The organism is Natrinema gelatinilyticum (assembly GCF_024266705.1).
Taxonomy (GTDB): Archaea; Halobacteriota; Halobacteria; order Halobacteriales; family Natrialbaceae; genus Natrinema; species Natrinema gelatinilyticum.
In genome coordinates this window covers 2,141,738-2,166,972 of record NZ_CP100756.1, presented here as the reverse complement: position 1 = coordinate 2,166,972, position 25,235 = coordinate 2,141,738, and the positions used below count along the sequence as shown (strand labels likewise).

23 protein-coding genes are annotated in these 25,235 nt (G+C 63.6%); 13 read left to right on the top strand and 10 right to left on the bottom strand.

Annotated features, from left to right (window positions below; genetic code table 11):
• The first annotated feature begins 120 nt into the window (after window positions 1–120).
• The 4 genes from thiC (at window position 121) to ppsA (ending at window position 6,697) form a co-directional block, all read left to right on the top strand.
• Entirely contained in the window at window positions 121–1,548 is a 1,428-nt protein-coding gene (gene thiC, locus NJU76_RS10555; protein WP_254528289.1) for a phosphomethylpyrimidine synthase ThiC, read from the top strand.
• Between the two features lie 236 nt (window positions 1,549–1,784).
• Window positions 1,785–3,122, top strand: a complete 1,338-nt coding sequence (locus tag NJU76_RS10550) for an alpha/beta hydrolase (RefSeq protein WP_254528285.1) — start codon at window positions 1,785–1,787, stop codon at window positions 3,120–3,122.
• 88 nt (window positions 3,123–3,210) lie between these two features.
• A complete protein-coding gene (locus NJU76_RS10545) occupies window positions 3,211–4,110 on the top strand; it encodes a PhzF family phenazine biosynthesis protein (protein ID WP_254528284.1) in 900 nt (299 codons plus the stop codon).
• Window positions 4,111–4,363: 253 nt separating this feature from the next.
• On the top strand, window positions 4,364–6,697 hold the full coding sequence (gene ppsA / locus NJU76_RS10540; RefSeq protein ID WP_254528282.1) for a phosphoenolpyruvate synthase: 2,334 nt from the start codon (window positions 4,364–4,366) through the stop codon (window positions 6,695–6,697).
• A 122-nt stretch (window positions 6,698–6,819) separates the two neighbouring features.
• On the opposite strand, the gene NJU76_RS10535 is transcribed toward ppsA, so the two are convergent.
• On the bottom strand, window positions 6,820–7,038 hold the full coding sequence (locus NJU76_RS10535) for a hypothetical protein (RefSeq protein ID WP_254528276.1): 219 nt from the start codon (window positions 7,036–7,038) through the stop codon (window positions 6,820–6,822).
• Window positions 7,039–7,498: 460 nt separating this feature from the next.
• Here NJU76_RS10535 and NJU76_RS10530 point away from each other — a divergent pair, with 460 nt between their 5' ends.
• The gene (locus NJU76_RS10530; RefSeq protein WP_254528273.1) at window positions 7,499–8,125 is read left to right on the top strand and encodes an MFS transporter; all 627 of its coding nucleotides are present in this window, start codon (window positions 7,499–7,501) and stop codon (window positions 8,123–8,125) included.
• 484 nt (window positions 8,126–8,609) lie between these two features.
• Here the strand turns inward: NJU76_RS10530 and NJU76_RS10525 are convergent, their stop codons facing one another.
• Together NJU76_RS10525 and NJU76_RS10520 are read right to left on the bottom strand one after the other, a co-directional pair.
• Entirely contained in the window at window positions 8,610–9,269 is a 660-nt protein-coding gene (locus NJU76_RS10525; protein WP_254528270.1) for an ArsR/SmtB family transcription factor, read from the bottom strand.
• 86 nt (window positions 9,270–9,355) lie between these two features.
• On the bottom strand, window positions 9,356–10,054 hold the full coding sequence (locus NJU76_RS10520; RefSeq protein ID WP_254528268.1) for a hypothetical protein: 699 nt from the start codon (window positions 10,052–10,054) through the stop codon (window positions 9,356–9,358).
• A 374-nt stretch (window positions 10,055–10,428) separates the two neighbouring features.
• Here NJU76_RS10520 and NJU76_RS10515 point away from each other — a divergent pair, with 374 nt between their 5' ends.
• Window positions 10,429–10,821, top strand: coding sequence for a DUF5802 family protein (locus NJU76_RS10515; protein WP_254528266.1), 393 nt, complete (start codon window positions 10,429–10,431; stop codon window positions 10,819–10,821).
• 29 nt (window positions 10,822–10,850) lie between these two features.
• Entirely contained in the window at window positions 10,851–11,783 is a 933-nt protein-coding gene (locus tag NJU76_RS10510; protein WP_254528263.1) for a Vms1/Ankzf1 family peptidyl-tRNA hydrolase, read from the top strand.
• A gap of 18 nt (window positions 11,784–11,801) precedes the next feature.
• Here NJU76_RS10510 and NJU76_RS10505 read toward each other — a convergent pair whose 3' ends face one another.
• Window positions 11,802–11,996: a hypothetical protein gene (locus NJU76_RS10505; RefSeq protein WP_254528260.1), complete on the bottom strand. Its 195-nt coding sequence runs from the start codon at window positions 11,994–11,996 to the stop codon at window positions 11,802–11,804.
• 501 nt (window positions 11,997–12,497) lie between these two features.
• Between NJU76_RS10505 and NJU76_RS10500 the strand changes: the two genes are divergently transcribed.
• From NJU76_RS10500 to NJU76_RS10490, 3 genes are all read left to right on the top strand, one after another.
• The gene (locus NJU76_RS10500) at window positions 12,498–13,517 is read left to right on the top strand and encodes an N-acetyltransferase DgcN family protein (RefSeq protein WP_254528259.1); all 1,020 of its coding nucleotides are present in this window, start codon (window positions 12,498–12,500) and stop codon (window positions 13,515–13,517) included.
• Window positions 13,514–14,566, top strand: a complete 1,053-nt coding sequence (locus tag NJU76_RS10495; protein ID WP_254528257.1) for a dipeptide epimerase — start codon at window positions 13,514–13,516, stop codon at window positions 14,564–14,566. Before NJU76_RS10500 ends, NJU76_RS10495 begins: the two co-directional genes overlap by 4 nt.
• A 110-nt stretch (window positions 14,567–14,676) precedes the next feature.
• On the top strand, window positions 14,677–15,540 hold the full coding sequence (locus NJU76_RS10490) for a hypothetical protein (RefSeq protein WP_254528256.1): 864 nt from the start codon (window positions 14,677–14,679) through the stop codon (window positions 15,538–15,540).
• A gap of 50 nt (window positions 15,541–15,590) precedes the next feature.
• On the opposite strand, the gene NJU76_RS10485 is transcribed toward NJU76_RS10490, so the two are convergent.
• Window positions 15,591–16,112: a DUF5813 family protein gene (locus NJU76_RS10485; RefSeq protein ID WP_254528254.1), complete on the bottom strand. Its 522-nt coding sequence runs from the start codon at window positions 16,110–16,112 to the stop codon at window positions 15,591–15,593.
• A gap of 265 nt (window positions 16,113–16,377) precedes the next feature.
• Between NJU76_RS10485 and NJU76_RS10480 the strand changes: the two genes are divergently transcribed.
• Window positions 16,378–16,560, top strand: a complete 183-nt coding sequence (locus NJU76_RS10480; RefSeq protein WP_254528252.1) for a hypothetical protein — start codon at window positions 16,378–16,380, stop codon at window positions 16,558–16,560.
• Window positions 16,561–16,584: 24 nt separating this feature from the next.
• Here NJU76_RS10480 and NJU76_RS10475 read toward each other — a convergent pair whose 3' ends face one another.
• From NJU76_RS10475 to NJU76_RS10465, 3 genes are all read right to left on the bottom strand, one after another.
• On the bottom strand, window positions 16,585–16,974 hold the full coding sequence (locus tag NJU76_RS10475; RefSeq protein WP_254528250.1) for a DUF7522 family protein: 390 nt from the start codon (window positions 16,972–16,974) through the stop codon (window positions 16,585–16,587).
• A gap of 162 nt (window positions 16,975–17,136) precedes the next feature.
• Entirely contained in the window at window positions 17,137–18,429 is a 1,293-nt protein-coding gene (locus NJU76_RS10470) for an O-acetylhomoserine aminocarboxypropyltransferase/cysteine synthase family protein (protein ID WP_254528247.1), read from the bottom strand.
• 104 nt (window positions 18,430–18,533) lie between these two features.
• Complete coding sequence (locus tag NJU76_RS10465; RefSeq protein ID WP_254528245.1) at window positions 18,534–19,547, bottom strand: sodium:calcium antiporter; 1,014 nt, start codon at window positions 19,545–19,547, stop codon at window positions 18,534–18,536.
• A gap of 398 nt (window positions 19,548–19,945) precedes the next feature.
• On the opposite strand from NJU76_RS10465, the gene NJU76_RS10460 reads away from it, so the two are divergent.
• Together NJU76_RS10460 and NJU76_RS10455 are read left to right on the top strand one after the other, a co-directional pair.
• Window positions 19,946–20,374 (top strand): hypothetical protein, encoded by a 429-nt coding sequence (locus NJU76_RS10460; RefSeq protein ID WP_254528242.1) that lies wholly within the window; start codon window positions 19,946–19,948, stop codon window positions 20,372–20,374.
• Between the two features lie 374 nt (window positions 20,375–20,748).
• Window positions 20,749–22,923, top strand: a complete 2,175-nt coding sequence (locus NJU76_RS10455; protein ID WP_254528239.1) for an alkaline phosphatase PhoX — start codon at window positions 20,749–20,751, stop codon at window positions 22,921–22,923.
• A gap of 257 nt (window positions 22,924–23,180) precedes the next feature.
• Here NJU76_RS10455 and gpmI read toward each other — a convergent pair whose 3' ends face one another.
• Both gpmI and NJU76_RS10445 read right to left on the bottom strand, forming a co-directional pair.
• Window positions 23,181–24,749 (bottom strand): 2,3-bisphosphoglycerate-independent phosphoglycerate mutase, encoded by a 1,569-nt coding sequence (gene gpmI / locus NJU76_RS10450; protein WP_254528237.1) that lies wholly within the window; start codon window positions 24,747–24,749, stop codon window positions 23,181–23,183.
• Window positions 24,750–24,939: 190 nt separating this feature from the next.
• A complete protein-coding gene (locus tag NJU76_RS10445) occupies window positions 24,940–25,203 on the bottom strand; it encodes a hypothetical protein (RefSeq protein WP_254528234.1) in 264 nt (87 codons plus the stop codon).
• Between the last annotated feature and the right edge of the window lie 32 nt (window positions 25,204–25,235).

Below are 25,235 nucleotides of genomic sequence, written 5' to 3'. Positions count from 1 at the left end.
TTAAGTTGGCTGAAACTGGCCGTTCACCACTAACGGGACCATACGGGCCGCCAGGTCGGTGAACACCACCCGTCTGGTACCCCCAGCAATTTATTATCCAGTGGTATAACCTAGTTATCGATGGCACGAACACAGATTCAGTCCGCCCGCGACGGGTCGGTTACGCCCGAGATGGAACGCATCGCCGAGCGAGAGAACCGCAACCCGGAGTTCGTCCGCGAACAGGTCGCCGAGGGGCAGGCGGTGATTCCGTCGAACCGACACCACGACGCGCTCGACCCGATGATCATCGGCCGGGAGTTCGCGACCAAGGTCAACGCCAACATCGGAAACAGCGAGACGACGAGCGACCTCGAGACGGAACTCGAGAAGCTTCACACCGCCGTTCACTATGGTGCCGATACGGTGATGGACCTCGGCACGGGGAGCGATCTGGACGAGATTCGGAAAACCCACGTCGAGCACTCTCCGGTCCCGCTCGGGACGGTTCCGCTATACGAGGCGGTCAAGCAGGCCGGCAGCCCCGAAGACATCACGAAGGACCTGTTGCTCGAGGTCATCGGAAAACAGGCCGAGCAAGGCATCGATTACATGACGATTCACGCGGGGATTCTCGCGGAACACGTGCCGTTGACCGACGGGCGAAAAACGGGAATCGTCTCCCGCGGCGGGTCGATCATAGCCAAGTGGATGGAAGAGAACGGGGAGCAGAATCCGCTCTACCAGGTGTTTCCGGAAATCTGTGAGATCTTTGCCGAACACGACGTCACCTTCAGTCTCGGCGATAGCCTGCGACCGGGTTGTCTGGCCGACGCCTGCGACGAGGCCCAGTACGCTGAACTCGACACGCTGGGTGAGCTCACGCGAATCGGCCGGGACCGCGGCGTTCAGGTGATGGTCGAAGGGCCCGGCCACGTACCGATGCACAAAGTAGCCGAGAACGTCGAGCGCCAACAGGAGGACTGCGACGGCGCACCCTTCTACGTCCTCGGCCCGCTCGTGACGGACATCGCGCCGGGGTACGATCACATCACGAGCGCCATCGCCGCGCGGGCGGGTGCCGCGATGCTCTGTTACGTCACTCCGAAGGAACACCTCGGCCTTCCCGAGGAAGAAGACGTGCGCGAGGGCCTCGCGGCGTACCGGATCGCCGCACACGCCGGCGACGTGGCCACCGAACGGCCCGGCGCACGAGACTGGGACGACGCCCTCTCGGAGGCTCGCTACGAATTCGACTGGCGCGAACAGTTCCGCCTCGCGCTCGATCCGGACCGCGCCCGGTCGTTCCACGATCAGACCCTACCCGGCGACAACTACAAGGAAGCGCGCTTCTGCTCGATGTGCGGCGCGGAGTTCTGCTCGATGCGAATCGATCAGGATGCGAGGGCTGACGGCGAAATGAAGTCGCTCGAGACCGACGCCGGAACCGACCTCGATGCCTCGCCTGCGGCATCAGTCAACGTGCCACCAGTTGGCAGCCACGAATCGGGCGACCTCTCGCCGGTCGCGGACCACGCCGACCCGCTCGAGGAATCGGGCGACGATTGATACGGTCTGCTGTAACGATGTACCGGTGCAACCGCGACTATCCTGCGGTTGCACCGGTAATGACTTACAGTAGTCCGTATGAACGGGTGCGGAACGAACACCGCATCGGACCGTCCTCGAACGGCCGTGGCAGGACCGGCGGGCGGACACCGCGGCGCTTCGAATATAAATTCTGAATACAGTCACAGAGAAACGACCTCGTCTTTATCCGACACACTGTGGACGGTCCGGTACCGATGGCACCCCGACGGCGGACTGTACTCGCAGCAGTATCGACGGCGACAGCGTCGGCAGCGGCCGGCTGTTCCGAACTGCTCGCTAATAAATCGAACGACGAAGGCGACACGAAAACCGCTACGGACGTCGCGAACGCGTTCGTCGACGACCTCACGAACCAGCGGTTCGAGCGAGCGAGCAAGCGATTCGTCGAACGCGAGCGCGGCAATTACGGCGCTCCTGCCCGACTCGAGCGGCTCTGGATGGGTTTCACCGCTGTCGCCGGTGCGTTCGACGGGATCGACGGAACGAGCAAATCGACGCGAAACGACGTCGTCGTGATCGACACGACGCTCTCGTTCGAGAACGGCGCGCACACGTGCCGGGTCGCTGTGGATGACTCACAACGGCTTCTCAACTGCGGGATCGCGGACCAGTACGAACGACCGTCGTACGTCGATCCGAGTGCAGTGGCGGAACGGGATCTGCGCCTCGAGGTCGACACTTGCTCCCTCCGGGGAACCGTGACGACGCCTGCGAGCGGTGATGCGAGCCCCGGTGTCGTCCTCGTACACGACTCCGGCCCATCGACTCGGGACACCGCGCAGGGCGGAACGAAAGCGTTCGTCGATCTGGCCGAGGGACTCGCGATGCAGGGCATCGCGACCCTTCGATACGACAAGCGCGTCCCCGCCTGCGAGATCGAAGCCGGCGCCTACACCCTCAATCGCGTCACCGTCGACGACGCGCTCGTCGCGATCGAGCGACTCCGGAGTACCGAGGGCGTCGACGCCGACAAAATCGTCGTCGTCGGACACGGTCTCGGCGGAACGGCAGCACCGAGAATCGCCGCCCGGGACGGGAATCTCGCCGGCATCGTCGGACTGGCTGCGCCGGCCCGGCCATATCACGAACTGACGCTCACGCAACTCGAATACAAGGTATCGGTCGGCTCGCACAAGTGGCGCGACCTGGCGAGCGTCTACGAACGGTGGACGGCGGAAATCAAGCGAATCCGTGATGACGAGTACGAATCGAGCGACGTCCTGCTCGGGAAACCCGGCGCGTTCTGGGACAGCCTCGCGGCGTACGATCACCTGCAAACGGCACTGGATGTCGACGTGCCGCTGCATCTGGTACAGGGCAAACGCGACTTTCAGGTCTCCGTGGCCGACGACTTAGAACGGTGGCAGAACGAACTCGAGGGCCGATCGAAGACAACGGTCGAAACGTACGACGAACTCAACCATCTGTTCATGCCGGGCGAGGGTCCGTCGGTCGAGTTCGCCTACGCCGTTCGAAACAACGTCGCCGAACGGGTCGTCGCCGATCTCGCGAACTGGATCGGCAAATTGTAGCAGGTGCCAGATGTGCGTCGGACTCACCCGCCGACCGATCCCGTTCGTCGACCGAGGATTGATACGCCGGTCGTCCGATCCACATCGTATGGAGACGATTCGGATCTTGCAGGTCGACGCCTTCACGAACGAGCCCCTGACCGGGAACCAGGCGGGAGTCGTCCCCGACGGGAACGGACTCTCGAGCGACCAGATGCAAGCGATCGCCGCCGAAATGGCCGTCAGCGAAACGGCGTTCGTCCGATCGAGCGACGTCGCCGACCGTCGAATTCGGTATTTCACGCCCACACAGGAGGTCGACCTCTGTGGCCACGCGACGATCGGTACCTTCGCACACCTTCACGACGAAGGACTGGAACCCGGGATAACGACCCTCGAGACGAACGTCGGCGTCCTCGAGATCGACGTCGCGTCCGACGGAGCGGTCTGGATGACCCAGGACGAGCCGACAGTCGGCGACGTCGACGTCGACTACGACCGCGTTGCTGACGCGCTCGGGGTCGAACGCACCGCACTCGAGGGAGCGCGTGCGGACCTCCCGCTAGCGGTCGTTTCGACCGGCCTACCGTTCCTGATCGTCCCGATAACGTACCTCTCGGACCTCGGCAACGCCGAGCCCGACATGGCCGCGATCGAACGGCTCACTGAGGCGGTCGACGCCGCGGGCATCTACCTCTTTACGTTCGATGCGCTCGAAGCTGAGTCGACCGCGCACGGGCGAATGTTCGCGCCAGGGGCCGGCGTTCCTGAAGATCCCGTCACCGGCACCGCGAGCGGGGCCATCGGCGCGTACCTCGATCACTTCGGGGCGTTCGACGACGACCTGCCCGAGGAACTCCGCCTCGAGCAGGGTCACTACGTCGATCGACCCGGACGGGTTCGCGTCCGCCTCGACGGCGCGGTACAGGTCGGCGGACGCGGCGTGATCGTACTCGACGGCTCGATTGTCGTCCCCCCGGCCGACGACGACGAGATACTCGAGGCCTGATACAGTCTGCTGTACCGATGTACCGATGCACCCGCAGGACGGTCGCGGTTGCACCGGCAATGACGTACAGTAGTTTGTATGAGTCGGTCGGTCCGACTCGGCGAACGAATCTCAGCCCTCGTCCCGGTTTTTCTCACCGCCGCCGCGATTGACGTGACTGTGATGTTCGAAGAAATTAATTCGCGATCGAGTGAGAACTGAGAGCCGCCGTTCGCAACCTTCTTTATTCGGACGAGTGTCCACGTCAATAGAGATGGCTGTACTCTGGCTGGACGAAATCAGTGCCGGCGACCTCGAGCGGGTCGGCGGCAAAGGCGCCTCTCTGGGCGAGTTGACGGGTGCGGGGCTCCCCGTTCCGCCGGGATTCGTCGTAACCGCGGGCACCTATCGATCGTTCATCGAAGAAGCCGAAATCGACGACGAATTGTTCGCGGCCGTCGACATCGACGTCGACGATTCGGCCGCACTGGCCGACGCCGCGGATCGTGCACAGGAACTCATCCTCGAAACGCCGTTCCCCGAGGACCTCCGATCGGAAATCGTAGAGAGCTACCGCGAGATTGGCACCGGCGAGGCGTTCGTCGCCGTCCGTTCGTCGGCGACGGCCGAGGATCTGCCCGACGCCTCCTTCGCGGGCCAGCAGGAGACGTTCCTCAACGTAACCGAGAAAGCCCTCTTCGACCGCGTCCGAGAGTGTTGGGCCTCGCTGTTCACCCAGCGGGCGATTTACTACCGGCAAGAACAGGGCTTCGACCACTCCGCTGTGAACATCGCGGTCGTCGTCCAGCAGATGGTCGACGCCGAGAAATCCGGCGTGATGTTTACGAGTCACCCCTCGACGGGTGATCCGACGATGATCATCGAGGCCGCCTGGGGGCTCGGCGAAGCCGTCGTCTCCGGCGCCGTCTCGCCGGACAACTACGTCATCGACCGCGAAGACCGATCGGCCGACGTCACCGTCGCCGAGAAGAAGGTCATGCACGAGAAAGACGAAGCGACCGGGCAGACCGTCGAGCGCGAGGTGCCAGAAGACAAGCGACGGGCACGAGTTATCGACGACGAGGAGATCGACGCCCTCATGGACCTCGGCGAGCGCGTCGAAAACCACTACGGCGAACCCCAGGACGTCGAGTGGGCAATCGTCGGCGGAGAGGTCTTCATGCTCCAGTCGCGACCGATCACTACCATCGACGAGAACGGGTCCAGCGGTGCGGAAGCGACCGGAACCGTTGATGCGGCGAAAGGGCTCACCGACGGCAGCGGAAGCGTTCAGGCGGCCGAAAGCGACGACGCGGCAGACTCGAGTTCGTCGGACGAGGTTCTCGTCGACGGCCTCGGCTCGAGTCCAGGGACGGTCAGCGGTCCCGCACGAATCGTCCAGAAACTCGACGACCTCGACAAAGTGGGCGACGGCGACATCATCGTCACCGAGATGACGATGCCCGACATGGTGCCCGCGATGAAGCGTGCCTCGGGCATCATCACCGACGAAGGCGGCATGACCAGCCACGCCGCCATCGTCTCTCGGGAACTTGGCGTCCCCGCCATCGTCGGGACGACCAACGCGACGACCGTTCTCGACGACGGGCAAGTCGTCACGCTCGACGGCGACAAGGGGTCCGTCCTCGAAGGGGCCGAAGTCGAACCCGAAGACGAGACCGAACCGGTCGAGGAGGTCCGCCCGCAGGCGCCAGTCAAACCGATGACCGCGACGGAGGTGAAGGTCAACGTCTCGATCCCTGAAGCTGCCGAACGCGCGGCGGCAACGGGCGCCGACGGCGTCGGCCTGTTGCGGACCGAACACATGATCCTCTCGCTGAATCAGACGCCGGCGAAGTTCATCGCGGAAAACGGTGAGGACGCCTACGTCACGGAACTCGTCGATGGGATCCGAGGCGTCGCCGACGAGTTCTACCCGCGTCCCGTTCGCGTCCGCACGCTCGATGCTCCAACCGACGAGTTCCGCCAACTCGAGGGCGGCGAGGACGAACCGGCAGAACACAATCCGATGCTCGGTTACCGCGGCATCCGGCGGTCGCTCGATCGTCCGGACGTCTTCGCACACGAACTCGAGGCGTTCCGTCGGCTCTACGAGATGGGATACGACAACGTCGAGATCATGTTCCCGCTCGTCAACGACGCCGAGGACGTCCGTCGAGCGAAAGAACAAATGATAGAAGCGGGGATCGACCCGGACAAACGCCGCTGGGGTGCGATGATCGAGACGCCGGCATCCGCGCTCTCGGTCGAGGACATGGCCGAAGCCGGGATCGACTTCGCTTCGTTCGGAACCAACGACCTCACCCAGTACACGCTCGCGGTCGACCGGAACAACGAGAACGTCGCCGACCGCTTCGACGAACTTCACCCCGCCGTGTTGCGACTCATCGGTGACGTCATCGAGACCTGCCGTGAACACGACGTCGATACGAGCATTTGCGGGCAAGCTGGCTCCAAGCCAAAGATGGCCCGGTTCCTCGTCAACGAAGGAATCAGCTCGATCTCGGCCAACATCGACGCCGTTCGCGACGTCCAACACGAGGTCAAGCGAGTCGAGCAGAAGCTGCTGCTCGATTCGATCCGGTAACGGCCGTCGACGGCCACGGTCGCGGGTTCGGTCACTGGTGAACCGGCCTCGGCCTGCTCCGCCTGTAGAACCGAGAACGCGGCAGTTGTCCGATTTCTCGAGTCGTCCGTCGAATCGACCGATCAGCTCGGTAGCACCGCCGACGAGGAGACGACGCCGACCACGAGGAGGCCGAGACCAGTGAGGACGAGTACGGCCGCGATCAGGATCGTCAACAGCTGCAGTGACCGGCGGACGTCGGGAGATACCTCGAGCCTGGCGTAGACCCGACGGGAGACGATCAGGAACCCGAGGCCGAGCGCCAGGGCGGCGAGTCCGAACGCGAGTAGTTCGGCATCCATGACAGTGGACTACCAGTATGACAGTGAAAAAACGGCGTTCACAGCGGGTGACATTGACGTTCTCGACGATCGACAGTAACGTGCACGGCGGGTGACGTCGACGTTCTCAGCGGGTACCGATAACGGTCGTTGACACCGACAGACGCGGGCGATCGGCTGCAATCTGTTAACGGTGATAGACGTACGCGGCAGCGACGAGAAACGCCGAACCGATCGTCATGCCACAGACAGCGATCACTGTTCCGACGAGCCACAGGAGAGGTCATCAGTTCCGGATATTTGGGCTGGGGCTCGAGGTCCGTCACGAGGAGGAAGACCAAGGGACCGGTTCCGACAGCAAAGACCCCGACGCGGCCGTTGCGACCCAGGTCATAGTACCGATGTGACAGCCACTACCCGATAGGATTGGGCCGTCGCTGGTGGGGAAAGGTCCATGATGGAGGCGGCCCACCGATCGACTATGAACGACCGCTCTGACGAGGTGACCGAGAGCCGGGAACGGGACGCCCGCGCTACCAACGACCTCCTCGAAGAAACGGACCGGCTGCTCTCCGATATCGAGTCAGGTTCGGGGGCCGCGTCGTCCGGCCCATCGGGGCGATCGTCGGAGATGAGCGACGGCGAGACGCCGGGATCGCCCGGCAGCCTCCGCCCGCGACGGGGCGCCCAACGCGGATCCGAGTCCGACTCCGAGAGCAAATCGTCGCGGTCGTGGCCGTCCCGGCTCACGTCACGGCTCTCACTGGAGCGGTACTTCTCGCCGAAGGTATTTCTCGCGCTCGTTCTCGCCATCGGTATCGGCATGCTCGCAGGCGCAACCGTGCTCCCGTTCGCCGGACGCGTAATCGGCATGTTCGCCAGCGCGTTCGCTGCCGGACTGATCGGGTCGAACCGTCGGTACCTCGAGACGAGCGCTGCCGGCATTTCGGTCGGCGGAGTCGCCGCGGTACTCAACCACGCGGTCATCGCCATCGCCGGCTCCGGGCAGGCCGTCGTCGCGGTCGGGGCAACCGTCGGGCTCGTCGCATCGCTCGCGGGCTACTACTTCGGTCGCGACCTGCGAACCGGGCTTCGGCGCGATCTTTAGCTGTAATTGAGGGCGCTAAGCCCCCTTCTGCTCACGGCGACGCCGTTCGCATGGTCAGCGGGACCGACGGTCCCGCGCTATCCGCAGCGAGCGCCGAAGGCGCGAGCAGGGAGGGGATACAGCGCCCGCACGTCTTGTTTTCGTGTGAATCGGAATCTTTATTATTATCCGATCGAAGGTGATAATAAGATGCTCACCACGCTTCCGGCAGTGTTCAAACGCGACAACAAGCGTGCATCGTCGGTTGTGGCCGAGTGTCGATTCGGTAGGAGTGGGACACTCCGAACCACCTGTAACGGGAAGTCGCCTGCGGAGGCTGGAACCGTCCGCAGAACGCCAACGGCGTTCTGCCGGGCCGCACGAGACGCTCTGCGTCTTGTGGACGCTGTGGGATCTGTTCCTGTACGTTCCGACACAGAAACAGGAAGCTCCGTCCGCAACAAGCGAGGGCCGGGGAGGCCCGAACGCGGTAGGGCGGAGTAGTTCACCCGGCCGTCGTCAGTTCCCATCCGTGCTCGGTTCGGCGTACGACCCCGTTGTCGGCCATCACTTCGAGTAATTCGGCGACGACCTCACGAGGAGCGTCGACGTCGTCGCTGAGTTCCCCCACCGATTTCGGCTCCGAGCGGACGCTCGCGAGGAGATCGGCGTAGATTCGACTATCCGGGTCGGCACCGACGGTCTCGGATATCTGGTCGAGGACGTCACAGAGCCGGCCCTGAACCCATCGCTGGGCCAGCGAGAGTTCGTTCTCGAGTTGCTCTAAGTTGTCCAGGGCGGCGAGTAGCTCGTCGAGTTCGTCCGAATCGTCCCAGGACACGTCGAGCGAGAGATGGCGACAGGTCGTGATGTCGAAACTGTTGTTCGCCGGGTACGCGCTCTTGCTCGCGAATCCGTACGGCGAGACGTTCACCTCGAGTCGGACGTTCCGCGCGATGTGAAAGTACTTCCGTCGCTGGTCGTCGACGCGGCTTTCGATCAATCCCGCCTCCTCTAATTTGCGCAGGTGTTCGATGACCGCTTTGGGGCTCACGCCGAGGTAGTCCGAGATTTCGGTGACGTAACAGGGCTTGCGAGCGAGCAATCGAAGAATTCGCCGCCTGTTTTCGTTCCCGAGCAAGTCCAACAACGCGGCGGAGTCCATCGAGTGAGGGTTAGTGATCGGCGCTGAAAAGCGTGTCTGCTCGTCAGCCGTGAGGTGGCATCCCGTCGGGTGGCGTGTTCGACTGGCTAGTTGTCGGCATCGGTTCCCGATTCGCTGTCGACTTCGGTTCCATCGCCGTCTCGAGTTTCCCCGGTACCGTCGAACTGGTCGCGTTTGTCCGGCAGTTCCGGTTCAAATTCCGGCAACCCACCGTTGCCGGACAACCCTCGAACGAGCGCCGCGATATCGGGACCGCCTTGCTCCAAGACGATTTCCCGAATCGACGTCACCTTCTCTCGAAGGGCCTCGAGCGCGTCCTCGGCGACACCGACGTCAGCAGCGTGGCGCTCGGTGCGGTTGATCGATCGCTCGAGGCTCGCGATTTCGACCGTGAGTTTCGCCATTCGAGATTCGTACGCTCCCTGCGAGAGGTTGGCACGTTGATCCTGAAGCCGGGTGCGTTCGGACTCGAGTTCGGTGAGTTGTGACTCGAGTTCGGCCGTTCGATCGTGGACGACCACGGACCGACTTTCGTTGTCCGCGCGCTCGTACGCGGCTTCGAACATGCCCGACTCGATTGTGCTTTCGGCGTCAGCCGCGCTCGCCTGCATGAGCGTCCCGACGGATGCGTTCCGTGTCGCGGATGCGTTCCGTGTCGCCGTCTCGGAATCGTCGCTCTCGTCCTGGACAAACGGATTCACGCCGGCACCGCTCGCAAGTGGCGCGATCGTGAGGCCGACGAGAGCGAAAACCGCGAGAAGAGCGATAGACCGGGTCGGAGTCATCGGACAGGTGTTTTTTGAAACGTACTAAAAAGACTGACCTTCGTTCGAACCGTTTACTCGGTTCGGCTAGTCGTTGAGGTTCGTTTTGAGCGTTCAAGACTGTTGCAATGCCCGTCATCGAACCGAGGAGCGATGCCGAGAACGGCCTCTCGGCCTGCTGGCACTGTTCGAACCGTTTTGTTCACACGAAGACTCCTCGACCACATGCGACGATACCGACGGGTCTAACTGACGAGTCGAAACGCATGTTACAGCCCAGCCAACGTTCGACCCGCCGGCCGACGACACGACGGCTCTGAAATCGGTCTGATAGCGCGCCGATTTAAACGTATCCGGAAACAGTTATGTTCGATCACACCGTGCTATTAACTAGCATGTTCGAGGTCTTTTCGAGAGGCTACTATCTCGGACGTCTCTACGTGACACCTACCGAGGGGGACCACGCACTCATGCACAGCCAACAACACGAGCACATCAACGAAGAAGTGTACGCGACCGGCGACGGTCTCGAGCCGCTCGACACGCCACTGGTGATGAAACTTGAGTCGCGTCACTTCCCGGTACACGGAGCGGCGGACGTTCCGACGAACACGCTCGCACTTCCGGAATCCATGCTCGAGGGAACCGAAATCAGGAATCCGCCCTCGCTTCGCGAAGTGTTTCTCGCACGTCGAGAACGTGCTCGGCAGCTCCTCGAGTTTTCGGGGGGGTGGCAGGCCGACCGCGTCGGATCGCCGGACGACGACCTGCCGGGCGCCGGAACCTAAAAGTACGTTCGCTTCCCGTGTTCGGCCGGATGCTCGACGAGTTATTCGGCCGTGCATCGCTCAAAGAGCGAATCGACGACCTCGAGGACGAAAACGAACGGTTGCGAAAGCGCTACGAGGCAGAATCCGACCGCCGGGCTGAGGCCGCTACCGCCAGGCAGGACGCCGAAGAGCGGATCAACCGACTCGAAGACAGAATCGCACAGCTCGAGGGCGAACTCGATCGAGTGAACGAGCGTGACGCTGGTCTCGACGTTCGCCGCCGTGATCGACTGCGCGGGGACCGCCTCGAGACGATCCTGGATCGACTTGCGTCGTTCCAGACGAGTCCAGAAGGTGCGTTAACCGTCAGCGTCCGCGATGACGGGCTTTCCGAACCCGTCCGTACGCAATTGGCCGACGTTCTCGGCGACCGGGTCGCGCTCGTCGACGACGCGACGCCGTGTCTGTGTTGTATCGACGACGCCGGGCTGATCGCTCTGACCTTGGAGCCCCCGGTCGATACCGAACTGGCGGCGACCTGGGACGACCGATTTGTCCTCGAGCGCGAGTGGTTCCTGCCGACCGGACGACACGCCCTCGCGTTGGTGCGAACCGATCTGTTCGCCCTCGGCGTCTTCGAGGGCGACGAACGCGTCGACTACCAGGGATTCGAGAGCGACGTCAAGGGGAATCACTCGAAAGGAGGCTTTTCCCAGGCCAGATTCGAACGGATCCGCGACGAGCAGGTCGACGATCACCTCGAGCGCTGCCGGGCGACGCTCGCCGCGTACGAACGCGGTGGTGAACTGACTGCGGTTCCGCTGTACCTCGTCGGTCAACGCGGTGTCGTCGATGCGCTCGTGGCGGAATCGCAACTCGAACCGGCCGCGACGGCCGCCGTCGACGCGACCGGTGCGCCGAAGCCTGCGCTCGAGGACGCCGTTCGCTCTTTCTGGACGACCGAAGTGCAGATACTGTAGCTCGAACCAAGCCGACGATTAGTAGCCGTCTCCGTCGGAAAAACAGCGGCCACAACGGTTCGCATCGGTGTCGGTGACCGCTCGCTCGACGGGGATCATCCGAAGGTGTTCGTGGGCGACGTGAGACGTCGCACCACAGACCGTCTGGAAGTCGGACTGACCGGCTTCGTATTTGTGGATCTTGTTTGTCGTCTCGTTCAGGACACCATCCATGCGGCTCGTTAACACGGCCAGAATATATAATAGCATCGTCCGTTCATCGGCGAGTAGTGGACGGGTTCGATCCGTTCTACCGTTGGTGCTGAACGAACAGTTCCGACCGACAATCGGGGTACGTTACACGTATCGAAACAAAGGGGTACATCATTGAAGCAGTGAGCAGACGGCAACGATTTGGTTGGAACTGAGCTGGCACGCGTAATCCACACTGGTTGTGAGCGTGAATAACCAGTTTGTGCGTTTATCGGACACGAGACACCATGCAACGACGAACGCTTCTCGCTACACGTAGCATCTCGTTTCTGTCAGCGATTCTAGCTGGTTGCTTTCGGAACGCCACCACCGGTCCTGTCGGCAGTACAGGCGTTCGTCGGACCGAACATGCATCCCCGATCGAGTCGAACGATGTCGCCTCGAGTCGAGGAATCTCGACGCCGTTCAGTCTCGCCATTCCGAGTGATTCATGGTTAAGTAGGCGGTCGACCATTGCCAGGTATGCGCGTCGCGATTCTCGCCCACGAGCGATTTCCCGAGCGGGCCAAGACCGCCCTCGGCGTTCTCCGGTACGCCGACCACGACGTCGTCGCCGTCCTCGATCGGACGACCCACGGTCGTCACGTTTCCGACTTCGTCCCCGACGTGCAGGACGCGCCGATCGTTGCCGGAATGGCCGAACTCGAGCCCGACGCCGTCGATGCCTTGCTACTTGGCATCGCTCCGATCGGCGGTGGCTTCGACGAAACCTGGCGAACCGACGTCCGGACGGCACTCGAGTACGGCTGCGACGTGATCTCGGGACTACACTATTTTCTGGCCGAAGACGAGGAATTCGCCCGGCTGGCAGCCGAACACGACTGCGAGCTCAGGGACGTCCGCGATCCGCCGGCGGACCTCACGGTCAGCGACGGTGTCGCCGGTGACGTCGACGCCGAAATCGTCCTCACCGTCGGCACCGACTGCTCGGTCGGCAAGATGACGACGACTATGGAACTCGTTCGCGACGCCCGCGCGGCCGGCTACGATGCCGCCGTGATCCCGACCGGCCAGACCGGTATCGTGATCGAGGGTTGGGGAACCCCGGTCGATCGTGTCATCAGCGACTTCACCGCCGGCGCTGTCGAGTCGATGATCATGGAGAAAGGGAGCGACTACGACTACCTGTTCGTCGAGGGACAGGGTAGCATCGTCCATCCGGCGTACTCGGCGGTCACTTGCGGGATCCTCCACGGTTCCATGGCGGATCGACTCGTCCTCTGTCACGAAGCCGACCGCGGATCGATTCACGGCTACGAATCGTTCTCGCTGCCATCGATTCCGACGTACGTCGATCTCTACGAGCGCCTCGCCGAACCGGTCGCGCCGAGCCGCGTCGTCGCCGGCGCGCTCAATACCGCCGGTCTCGAGGACGCGGCCGCCCGCGAAGCGGTCGATGACTACGCCGACACGCTCGGTGCACCTGCGACCGACGTCCTCCGCTTTGGCACCGACGACCTGCTCGAGGTGCTGGTCCGATGACGCTCGAGACCGCCTTCGAACGGCGCTCGCTCTCGCTCGAGTATCCGTTCGGAATCGCCCGCGGAACGACGACCGAAACCGAGGCCGTACTGGTACGCATCGCGGACGACGACGGAACGACCGGTCTCGGAGCCGCATCGCCGTCCTCCCACTACGGAGAAACCGCTGCGACGGTCGAGGCCGTGCTACCCGACCTGCTGACGGTGGTCGAGGACGTCGGCGATCCCCACCAGCTCAAGCGCATCGAACGTGGGCTGCGCGAGACGGTCCAACGGAATCCGAGCGCCCACACCGCGGTGAGCATCGCCCTTCACGATCTCGTCACGAAGCGATTCGATGTCCCGCTCTACCGGTACTGGGGACTCGACCCCACTGAGACGCTCGAGACCTCGTACACCATCGGCCTCGACGACGAGGAGACGATGCGCGAGAAGACCGAGACGGCACTCGAGCGCGGCTACGGGACACTGAAGGTCAAACTCGGGACCGACCGCGACCTCGAAATCGTCAGTACGATCCGGTCGGCCGCGCCGGACGTCCGGCTGTTCGTCGACGCGAACGAGGCCTGGTCGCCCCGCGAGGCGCTCCGAAAGATCGATCGGCTCGCCGAATTCGACGTCGCGTTCGTCGAGCAACCGGTTCCCGCCGACGATCCGAGTGGACTGAAATACGTTTTCGACCGCTCCTCGCTGCCGATCGCGGCCGACGAGTCCTGCGTGACGCTCGCGGACGTGCCCCGAATCGCGGACCGCTGTGACATCGCGAACCTGAAACTGATGAAGTGCGGCGGCCTGCTCGAAGCCAGGCGGTTGATTCACACCGCCCACGCACACGGCCTCGAGGTGATGTGTGGCTGTATGACCGAATCGAACGCCTCGATCGCCGCGGCCTGTCACCTCGCGCCGCTGCTCGAGTACGCCGATCTCGATGGCTCTCTGCTTCTGGCCGACGATCCCGTCGAGGGCGTCCCGATGCCCGGCGGCCGGATCGACCTCGCCGGTGCCGACCGCCCCGGGACGGGAGCCGTCCTCGAGTCGACGTTGGACTGACGACGGGCCGAGTTTCGACGGTGACGCGCCGTCCGAACGATCAGCGTCAGCGACTCTCATCGCCAGTGCCAACGGGGTTTCATACTGGCCCGCGATGTGGGACTGCAGAGATGGACGACACCGACGAGCCGACCGTGTCCCGGCGAGCGCTGCTGCGAGCGTCGGCCGGAACGGCCGCACTGGCGTCCGGCGGCACCGTACGGGCCGCAGCCGGCGATTCAGCGGGACGCGCCGCTCGAGCGTTCGATCGGGGGTGTCCAGAGGCGTCCCTCGAGCCCGGGATGACGGACTGTGAGGGGACGACGTCGGAGGGATGTGCGGACGACCATCCGGCGACGATCGAACTCCGGTTGGCGGTGGAGGAGACGCTCGACCGGCGGTATCCCGACGTTGGATCGCTGATCGACGCGGGATACGTGCCCTATTTCGACACGTTCGAGGGCGGCGATGACGGCTGGTCGCACTGGCTTCGTCCCGATTTCATCGGTGGAGACGGGATGCTCGAGCCCGAACAGCCGGAATCGGTCCTGATCGACAACGACTCCTGGCGATCGATCGGCGTCATGTTCATCGCGACGGCCGGCGGGGAGTCCGTCGACCCGCCGGCGGTGTACGACGAGGGCGGGTCCGCCGGACGATGTTCGCCGTGGCACGCGCACGTCGGATTGCCGTCGCGGTTCGGATGGTGGTACTACAGACAGGCCTACGAGCGGGATTTCGCGGCGGGAAATCTCGAGTTCTCCTGTCGGACACCCTGCATGCTTCACGTCTGGGCCGTCGACCATCCGAAAAGCGTCTACGCCCACGACGCGCCACCGGCCGAATACCGCGATCGCTCGCCTGCAGACGACCCCGGCTTCCGAACTGACGCCGTTCCGGGCGAAGATGAACTCGACTGGGACGTCCTTCCAGACGATCTCGTCCCCGAGCGGATACCCGACGACTCACCGACCCGCCCCTCGGTATGGGCATAGATCGCTGACGGCAGCCCAGCGACCGGCCGTACGCGCGGCCCAGGTATGCACTACAGCGGCATCCCGCCGTCGTCGTCCGCGGCCCGTTGACCTCGGTTCTGGGCGTTCTCGAGGAGGGACGCCGCCGGGCCCCGGTACTCGTAGCCGGGGATGATCCCCTGTGCGAAGGTCCCTTCGACGAACTCGATCAGGGCTTTGGCGTCCTCGACGCCTTCGGCGGCGTCCCAAGCGGTGTACTCGAGCCGGACGCGAACCTCGTCGCCGTCGCGTTCGACGACGGGGGCGTCGTGCGTACTCGTGTGGGCGACGCCGAAGATGTCCTGCAGGCGTCGCTCGAGCGTTTCGAACCAGCCGTCTTCGACGACGGCCGCGACGACCTCGTCGGCCACGGCGGCGTCAAGGGTCGGGAGGAAGACGGTGACACGGAACCGACCGTCGCGGTTCCCCTCGGCGTGCTCGGCCGTAACGGTCGTCTCGAAAACGGTCGTCGTGAGGGCGAATCCGTCGTCGCGCCGGTCGAACGCGTCGTGGGACTCGAGTTCACGTTCGACGGGTTCCGGAAGGTCTGTCATCGGGAGACAAGACGAGCGTGGCGGAAAAGGATGTTACGTTGTGTCGGGTGGATGGGACGGTGTCACCTTCTTCCAGGTGGAACACTGTCTATTTCGGCCGAGTCGGACAGGGGCGATTTCGGCGTGAGGCACGGCCGGACTCGACGGAAACTCGTTCTACGTGGCGAGTCGCCGGACGCTGTCGGGATCGTTTCACGGGGAAGTACCGAGTTACGACTGCGCAAGACCCGCATTACAAGGAGGGAATCCGACCTCCATTCGGGGCATGAGTTTAGACAGACACGCCGCGGAGCGTCGTCGGTTCGCTTGCCTCCTCGGGACTGACGACGAGTACGGCACTGGCCTGCCGGTCGGATGCCAGGAGGCTGATGAAACGGAGGCCGGAGCGAAGACGGACCTGGACGACGGCGACGACGATGGCGACCCGGTCGGCCGGACGGGGGACTGAGACCGGGACGGAACGGCGAGACCGTCAGGAAATCTCGCGTTCGCTGAGAAACGAGTCGAGCGCCGTCGCCACTTCTTCGAAGTCCTTGACCGTGAGGCCGTCCGTCGTGACGAAGACGCCCTCGCGGTCGTTCGTGACGCGGACCAGAAAGCCGTTCTCGAACACCCGAATCGTATAATCGTACGCGCCGAGTTCCGACCCTTCGTAGGCGGTCTGGGTGGTCTTGAACCCGCGCCACTCGTGGCCGATGAACGTCGAGAGGTCAGCGTCACGCTCTAAGTCCTCACGGAGGTACATCTGCTCGTAGTCGTCGCGCGTGAAGTACGTGATCGAACGGAGGCTGTCACCGATGGCGGTCCGACAGGTTGCAACGATCTGTTCCGCCGCTTTCGATGTGAGTAACCCGGTCGGCATACTGGACCAGTCGGACTCAGTGACCTTAACGACGAGGGGTGATCACAGTACGCTGAAATCCTCGCCGTCGACGACTGTCCGTGGGACCGCGCCTGTTCCCGCGGTCGTCGACGGATCTCGAACGCCCGAAGGTGATTGTGCTGCTCGAGGTCGGTCGCCGAGTTACGCCTGTTCGATCGCCCGCTCGAGGTCGGCGATCACGTCGTCTACGTTCTCGATCCCGACCGAGAGACGCACGAGGTCGTTGGTGACGCCGCTTGCGAGCTTTTCCTCCTCGGTGAGCTGCTGGTGGGTCGTGCTCGCGGGGTGGATGATCAGCGTCTTCGCGTCGCCGACGTTCGCCAGCATACTGGTGAGTTCGACCTCGTTACAGACCGTTTCTGCGGCGTCGTAACCGCCCTCGAGCCCGAAGGTTATCATGCCGCCGTAGCCGCCCTCGAGGTACTTGCGTGCGTTCTCGTGGGTCTCGTGGCTCTCGAGGCCGGGATAGTTGACCCACTCGACGGCAGAGTGATCTTCGAGGTACTCCGCGACGGCCATCGCGTTTTCGCAGTGTTTCTCCATCCGCAGGGGCAGCGACTCGAGTTTCTGCAGGGTAGTCCAGGCGTCGAAGGGAGCTTGCTGGTTCCCCAGGTCGCGCAGACCGCGCGTGCGGGCGACGAGCGCGAAGGCCATGTCGCCGAACGTCTCGCGGAAGTTGACGCCGTGGTAGGCCGGGTTCGGTTCAGTGATTTCGGGATAGTTGCCCTCCTCCCAGGGAAACGAGCCGCCATCGACGAGGATCCCGCCGACCGTCGAGCCCGCGCCGTGGATCCACTTTGTCGTCGAGTTCCAGACGAGGTCTGCGCCGTGTTCGAGCGGACGGCAGAGATACGGCGTCGCGAAGGTGTTGTCGACGAACAGCGGGACATCGTGGTCGTGGGCGATGTCGGCGATCCGTTCGATGTCGGGGGTGACGAGCGCAGGATTGCCGATCGTCTCGAGGTGGACGAACGCGGTGTCGTCGTCGATCGCCTCCGCGTAGGCGTCGTAGTCGAGCGTATCGACGAATTTCGTCTCGATACCTCGCTTCTCGACCGTGTGAGTGAGGTAGGTGTAGGTCCCGCCGTACAGCGACGACGACGAAACGATGTTGTCGCCGACCTCCGCGAGGATGAAGGTCGCGAGGTCGAACGCGGCCATCCCGGAGGACGTGGCCAGCGCACCGACGCCGCCTTCGAGCGTCGCGATGCGGTCTTCTAACATCGCGTTCGTCGGGTTCATGATCCGCGAGTAGATGTTGCCGAATTCTTCGAGTCCGAACAGCGACGCGGCGTGGTCCGTATCGTCGAACTCGTAGGACGTGGTCTGGTAGATCGGCGGTGCTCGGGCCCCGGTAGTCGGGTCCGGTTCCTGGCCGGCGTGGACGCTGTTCGTGGCGAATCGGTGGCCGTCGGCGTGTGAATCGTCACTCATACCAGCGTCGTCACATCCAGACCAAGTAAAACCACTAGACACTCCCGTCGGGCGGAAACCCGTTCGGCTGCCGCCGCGACGGACGTGGTGTGTGAGCCCCGCCGTCAGAACTCGAGAACGCTGACCACGCGGAGGCTCTCGAGGATCAACCAGCAGACGAACGCGACGTACAGCACCAGTAACGTCCACGCCTCGTGCAGGGAGAGGCGCATTTCAGTCCGTGAAATGCCGAAGAACACGATGGTCGCGAAGACCAAAAAGCCCATCATCGGCACGATGTGGGCGAAGTTCACCGTTAGCGTGCCGGCGACGAGGACGCCGACGGGCACGCAGATGAGCAAGTCGAAGGTGTTGCTCCCGAGCACGTTCGCCAGCGTGACCGTCGGCCGGTCGGCCCGGGCGGCCGCGATGCTGACGAACGCGTCGGGCAGGCTCGAACCGGCGGCGACGACGGTCATTCCCCAGAGGAACGCTGGCGTCCCGAACGCCTCCCCGAGACCGACCGCCGACCGGACGAGGCCTTCGACCCCGAGAACGATTGCGACGAGCCCGATGCCGAACCAGAGCCAGGCTCGCGCCATGTCCACCGACGTATCTACCCGTCGCCCTTCGTCGGCGACGTCGAGATACTGGGTGAAGATGTAGAGCCCGTACAAGGCGACGGGAAACAGCGCGAGCTGCCGGGAAACGTCGCCCCGGATGAGCCCGTCGGTCGCGGTGACCGGGTTGTAGATGACCGCGAGCGAGAACGTCAACAGCAGCGACGCGACCGCGAGCATGTAAAACAGCGCCTCCTTGTAGACCAGTTCCCGGGTAGTGTCGATACCGCCGCCGATGACCACGGCCAGACCCGGAATCGCGAGCAAGTTGAACACCGCGGAACCGACGATCGATCCCACGCCGAGTTCGAACTCGCCGTAGACCAGCGTCGCGATCAGGACGCTGACCAGTTCCGGCATACTCGAGCCCACGGCGGCGATCACGGCGCCCTGAACGACCGTGGGCAACCCGTATCCGGCCGCGATGTCGTTCGCCGCGTCCTCGAGTCGGACGCTGCCGTACCAGAGGATCACGGTTCCGGCGGCGGCAAGGCCGAGCAGCGTGGCGATCCTGTTCATGGTCGTTTCGTTGGAAACCCTCCAGTCAGCACCGCCGACAGGGACCATCGTTCGCAGTCGCCTCGTCGAGCGGTGGCCCTTCGAGTGACGAGTCCGTCGGTTCTCACGCCTCACTCGTCCACGTCCATCCGTTTGATAGCTAGCCTGCACCGAACCGCGAGGATTCTCCCAGCGGGAGTCGGCTATCGGACCAGTGGGACCGTTTGCTGTCCCGTCTCTCGGCCGTGGTAATCGCCCCCTCGAACGCGAAAGCGCGAGCGATCCCAATACCACTCCCGAGTGATCCCCGATCGAGGGTACTGCTACTAGCAACGCACATACCCGCCGCGGACGTGAACTCGTCGTACGAGCGAATACGCGGCGGGGCTCCGCCGGTCCACGCCGATCGACGATACACAATGCCCGCACCAACGCCACACACACCGACCGACGACGAGGAATCGGTCTACAAAGACTACGTTCTGGACGTCCGGATCCTCGAGTGTCGCCCGCCCGAAAGCGAGGAACCGCAGTATCGGTTCGAAGCACCACAGCACACGTCGGTGACGTTCGAGGATCCAGAGATGGCCACGCTGTACGCCGACGTCTACTTCGACACGAACGGCTTCCAGGAAGACGGAACCGGTGAGCGGGGAGTCCCACCGGAAGTCATCCAGGCGGGGCGTGACACGCTCGCTGCGTACTTCCTGACCATGACTGGTACGGACCTGAACTGGGTCGCATCGTTCTACGGCAAGAAACCGCCGAAAATCGAACGGTACGTCGCCTCCGTTCGGCAGCGCGCCCGGGAAATCCGATCGAACGTGGTCGAGGAGGGTGTCGCGTAGCCGACAGTAGTGGCTCGAGCCGCTCGATCCCCAGTCATCGGTACTCAGTGAGAGACTGCGTTCTCCCGCACAGTACCGCAGGTTATCCGGATGATCGGCGGTGGATGACAACGAAACAGTCGACTCGAGGCAGGACGAGAAACGGTCCGGGTTCCGTCCGGAGAGCGCCGAAAACCGTATTCAGCCGAGTGGCTCCCCCTCGTCGAGCGGGACGAACGGCTCGCAAATCGAAAGCGGGTCGTCGATAGTCGACCCGGTATCGGGACGGGAACAGACAGAGGGGTACATAGAATCCAGTAGTCCCTGACCGGTGAATGATACGTATATATCACAAATATAAACCTACTATAGTCCGATACACGGTGATCGAATCGATGGTCGAGTTCACTCGACGGAACCTGATGGAAGCATCGATGGCCGCAGCGCTGGGCGCGAGCGTCACCGGAGTAGCGACCGGAGATGAATCGGACGACCCCGATACGCCCCTGGCACCGCACGTGAACGGAGAGTTGAAACGATTCTCGTCGACTGCGCGCGGCGCGGAGGTGACTGGTCCCTTCGTGTTCGAGAACGGGACGTTGTTGTACAGTCTCCAGCACCCGAGTCGTGACAACCCCGACCCGTACAACGAAGCAGGGATCGGATACTTCAGCGGTTTCCAGTTCGAATTCGACGGCAGTAACGACGACTTCGACGAACTATCGACGCCGCAGACGAACGCGGAACGGGAGACGGTCCGCGGTGCAAACAGCGATTTCACGTTCCTCGCGCGGGCACACGAAGCGATCAACGGCGGAACCGAAGAACTCGGTGTCGTGCAGACACCCGATGGGGACAACATAACGACGACCGAATTCGCCGGCACGCAATACGGTGACGCGGCGTACAACCCCGACTGCAACCAGTTCGTCGCCACGGATGACGCGAGAACCGAGGGATTTCTCTTTACGAACTGGGAGAACAGTCCCGGAAACGTCTCGCGGGTTCCGATCAACCGTACCGACGAGGGCGAGTGGGAAGCTGACCTCGAGAACGCCATCAACCTCGCCAACACTGAACCGATGCGCGAACTCGGTGGGACGCGCATCAACTGTTACGGCGATCTGAGCCCGTGGAACACGATGCTCTCCTCCGAGGAGAACTACGCTCACCCGCGGATCTCGCTGGCCGCAACGGTGAGCGACGTTCTGGAGTCGGGAACCGGCAAGGGACTCCGCGGTGCTCACGAGTTCTGGAACCGACCGAACCCGTCCGAGATCCAGAGCGCCGTCGACGACTACTACGGCGACGAATCCTGGGGCGTCCAGGGGTTCTGGGCGATGACCGGCGTCGAGTTTCTCGCGTACTACCTCAGTGCGGATCCCGTGAGCCAGGGTTCCGACGGCAACACGACGCGACCGATCACCGACGTCTACCCGAACCCCTACCGTTACGGCTACCACATCGACTTCCGCGAGCCGACGGCCGATCCCCCGCAGCCCGTGAAGTACTACGTGATGGGACGGGCCGCCTGGGAGGCCCCGGACATCCAGTCCGACAGGAAGACAGTCTACGGCTGTTCCGACGGTGACAACAAAGGGATCTACAAGTTCGTCGCCGACGAACCTATCGACGGCTACGACGATCCCATGGATCTTGCCGGCACTCTCTACGCCCCGATGGTGACGAACGAGGAGGCTGCCCGGGAGCTTCCGCCGGCAAAAGTCGACCTCGAGATCGAGTGGCTGGCGCTGGGCCACGCGACGAACCGGGAGGTCGAAGAATGGATCGCCGAGTACGACTACGTCACCCAGGAGGACTACCTCGAGAGTCACGCCGAGACCAACTGGGAAGACGACCTCGAAACGGCGCTCGAGGAGGCCGACAGGGAAGTCGTCGACAACGGGAATCGAGACTACATCAGCGACGAAGAGGTCGTCCTCTGGGCGGAGCAGTGGGAGGACGAGGGCCCCGAGGGCGTTTCGCCGGACCTTCGTCGGGTTCCGTTCCTCGAGATGCGCGCGGCAGCCAAGGAGATCGGTGCGACCATCGAGTTCAACAAGGCCGAAGGCGTCGACAGCGTCGAGGGTGCCGGTCCGGGCGACGCCGTCTACTTCGCCATCTCCGAACTCAACGACGACATGTCCAACGAGGCGGGCTACGAGGACGTAGGCGAGGTCCAGATCGACCGGGTCGACGGGGGCGTCGTCTACCGTGCCGAACTCGAGCGGGATTTCAACGTGTCGAGGCTCGAACCGGTCATCGTGGGGCCGAACGCGAGCGATCCGGCGGACGTCGCGGACGACGCACTCATCAACGTCGACAACGTCTACGTCATGGACGACGGCCGCGTCCTCTGTTGTGAGGACGCGGATCAGTTCGGCCGGTCCTACAGCAACGACTGTCTCTACGTGTACGAGCCCACTGAAAACGACATCCACGGTACGGACCGCGGTCGACGGTGGGACGACGATCATCCGGGTCGTAGTCCGCGGTTGGACGGTGACCACAGAGGCGAAGACAACGGCGGCTTCGGGAACGACGGTGGGAGAGACGAGGGGGACGACTGAGACCGCTGAGACAATGGTGACTGCTGACGGACGGCGAAGGGTCAGGACGACGCCGGCGACGCCGGTTTGACGCTGGGCGAACAGCAAACCGTACGTAACGCTGGTGCCGCCCGCCCCCACGTCGAACTCGATGTCGCCGTCGAGTGCGGCCCAGGGCGTTTTCGACCGCACGTTCACGTCCGGCTTCGCGGTCTCGTTTTACGACGACGAGGGGCGGGCCACGAGAAGTTGCTGGACGACCGGTCGTTCCGAATCGACTACTCGAGCAGCGGTTCGCCGGTCATCTCGGGCGGTTGGGCGAGGTCGATGAGGTCGAGCAGCGTGGGTGCGATGTCGGCGAGGGTGCCGCCCTCGCGGACCGTTCGATCCCCGTCCGTCCCGTCCGGAGCGAGGTACACCAGCGGAACGTCGTTGTACGTATGCGCCGTGTGCGGATCGTCTTCGGTCCCCATGTCGTCCGCATTGCCGTGGTCTGCGGTGACGAGGACGTGCGCACCGGCGGCCTCGAGCGTGTCCACGAGCCGACCCAACTGCTCGTCGACGGCTTCGACGGCCTCGATCGCGGCCTCGTAGTCGCCGGTGTGGCCGACCATGTCCGGATTGGCGTAGTTGAGAACGAGGACGTCCGGGTCGTCGGATTCGATCACGTCGATTGCGGTGTCGGTCACCGCCGGAGCGCTCATCTCGGGTTGCTGGTCGTAGGTCGGCACGTCGGGGCTCTCGACAATCTTGCGGGTTTCGCCGTCGAACTCGACCTCGCGACCGCCGTTTAAGAAGTACGTGACGTGGGCGTACTTTTCGGATTCGGCGATCCGGAGTTGGGTCTTCCCCGCGTCGGCGAGTACCTCCCCGAGCACCTGCTTGGGCTGATTCGGTGGGTAGGCGACGGGGAGGTCGAACGTTTTGTCGTACTGAGTCATCATCACGACCTCGGCGTTCGGCGGGCTGGTTTCGAAGGCATCTGCCCAGTCCTCGGGCCGAATATCGGCCAGCATTCGAGTGAGTTGGCGGGCGCGATCCGAGCGGAAGTTGAACCAGACGACAGAATCGCCGTCCTCGAGGGCACGCCGACCATGCTCACGGCTTCGCCGCTCGCTTTCCGAGGCACTGTGCGCCTCGCCCGTAACGAGCGTCGGTTCGACGAACTCGTCCGTTTTGCCGCGGTCGTACGATTCCTCGACCGCGTCGACAGCCGACTCGACGGTCCACTCAGCCTCGCGGTTCACGATGGCGTCGTAGGCCCGCTTCGTCCGCTCCCAGTTCTGGTCGCGATCCATCGCGTAGTACCGGCCGGTCACCGTCGCCACGTCGCCGGTACCGTGATCGGCGATCACCTCCTCGAGCGTGCGCAGATACTCGCGGCCGCCGGTCGGCGACGTGTCCCGACCGTCGGTTATCGCGTGGGTGACGGCCTCGACGTCGTGGTCGGCCGCCAACTCGATCAGTGCGTGGAGGTGTTCCTGATCGGAATGGACCCCGCCGTCGCTGACGAGTCCGAGAAAGTGAACACGGCCCTCGTTCTCGCGCGCTCGGTCGAACGCCGCGTTGATCGCGTCGTTCTCCCGGAACGAACCGTCTGCGATGGAGTCCGAAATACGGGTGTACTCCTGATAGACGACCCGACCGGCCCCGATGTTGAGGTGGCCGACCTCGCTGTTGCCCATCTGTCCGTCCGGGAGGCCGACGCGCCGGCCCGCGACCTCGAGCCGTCCGTACGCACCCGACTCCTCCAGGCGGTCGAAGACGGACGTGTCGGCCGCCGCAACCGCGTCCCTGCCGCCGTCACCGAGACCCCAGCCGTCGAGGACGATCAGCGCAGCTTCCATACGAATTCGGAAATCCGCGTGTCGTAATTACCTGTCGTTGTTCGTCCTCGGCGAACGCGGATCCGTTCGACGGAGTTCACCACGTACTGTCGAATTTCTGATTTTTGCTCCGGAGGAACACGCAGGCCCGGAAACGAGAGGGGTACAGGAGAGAGCGGCGGCCGGACCCGACGGACTCGACCGCGCGACGTCAGTCCTCGCGGCGGTGGTCGAATGTCATGCCACAGTCGCCACAGATAGACCCGTTTCCGGGTTTACACCGCTGGGCGAAAACCGCACCGCACTCGTCACAGATCATGTAAAGCCGGTTTTCGGGAGCGACGCCCGCTTCGAATTCGGCGTGAATCCAGGCGTCGGGGTTACCTGCTTCGAAGAGGGTGATCCCGGAACTATTCTGTCGCCAGTTGACGGGACGTTCGTCGCGATCGACGGACCGCAGGTCTCGCTCGGACATCGAGATGGTTGATTCTCGGACCGCTCACACAT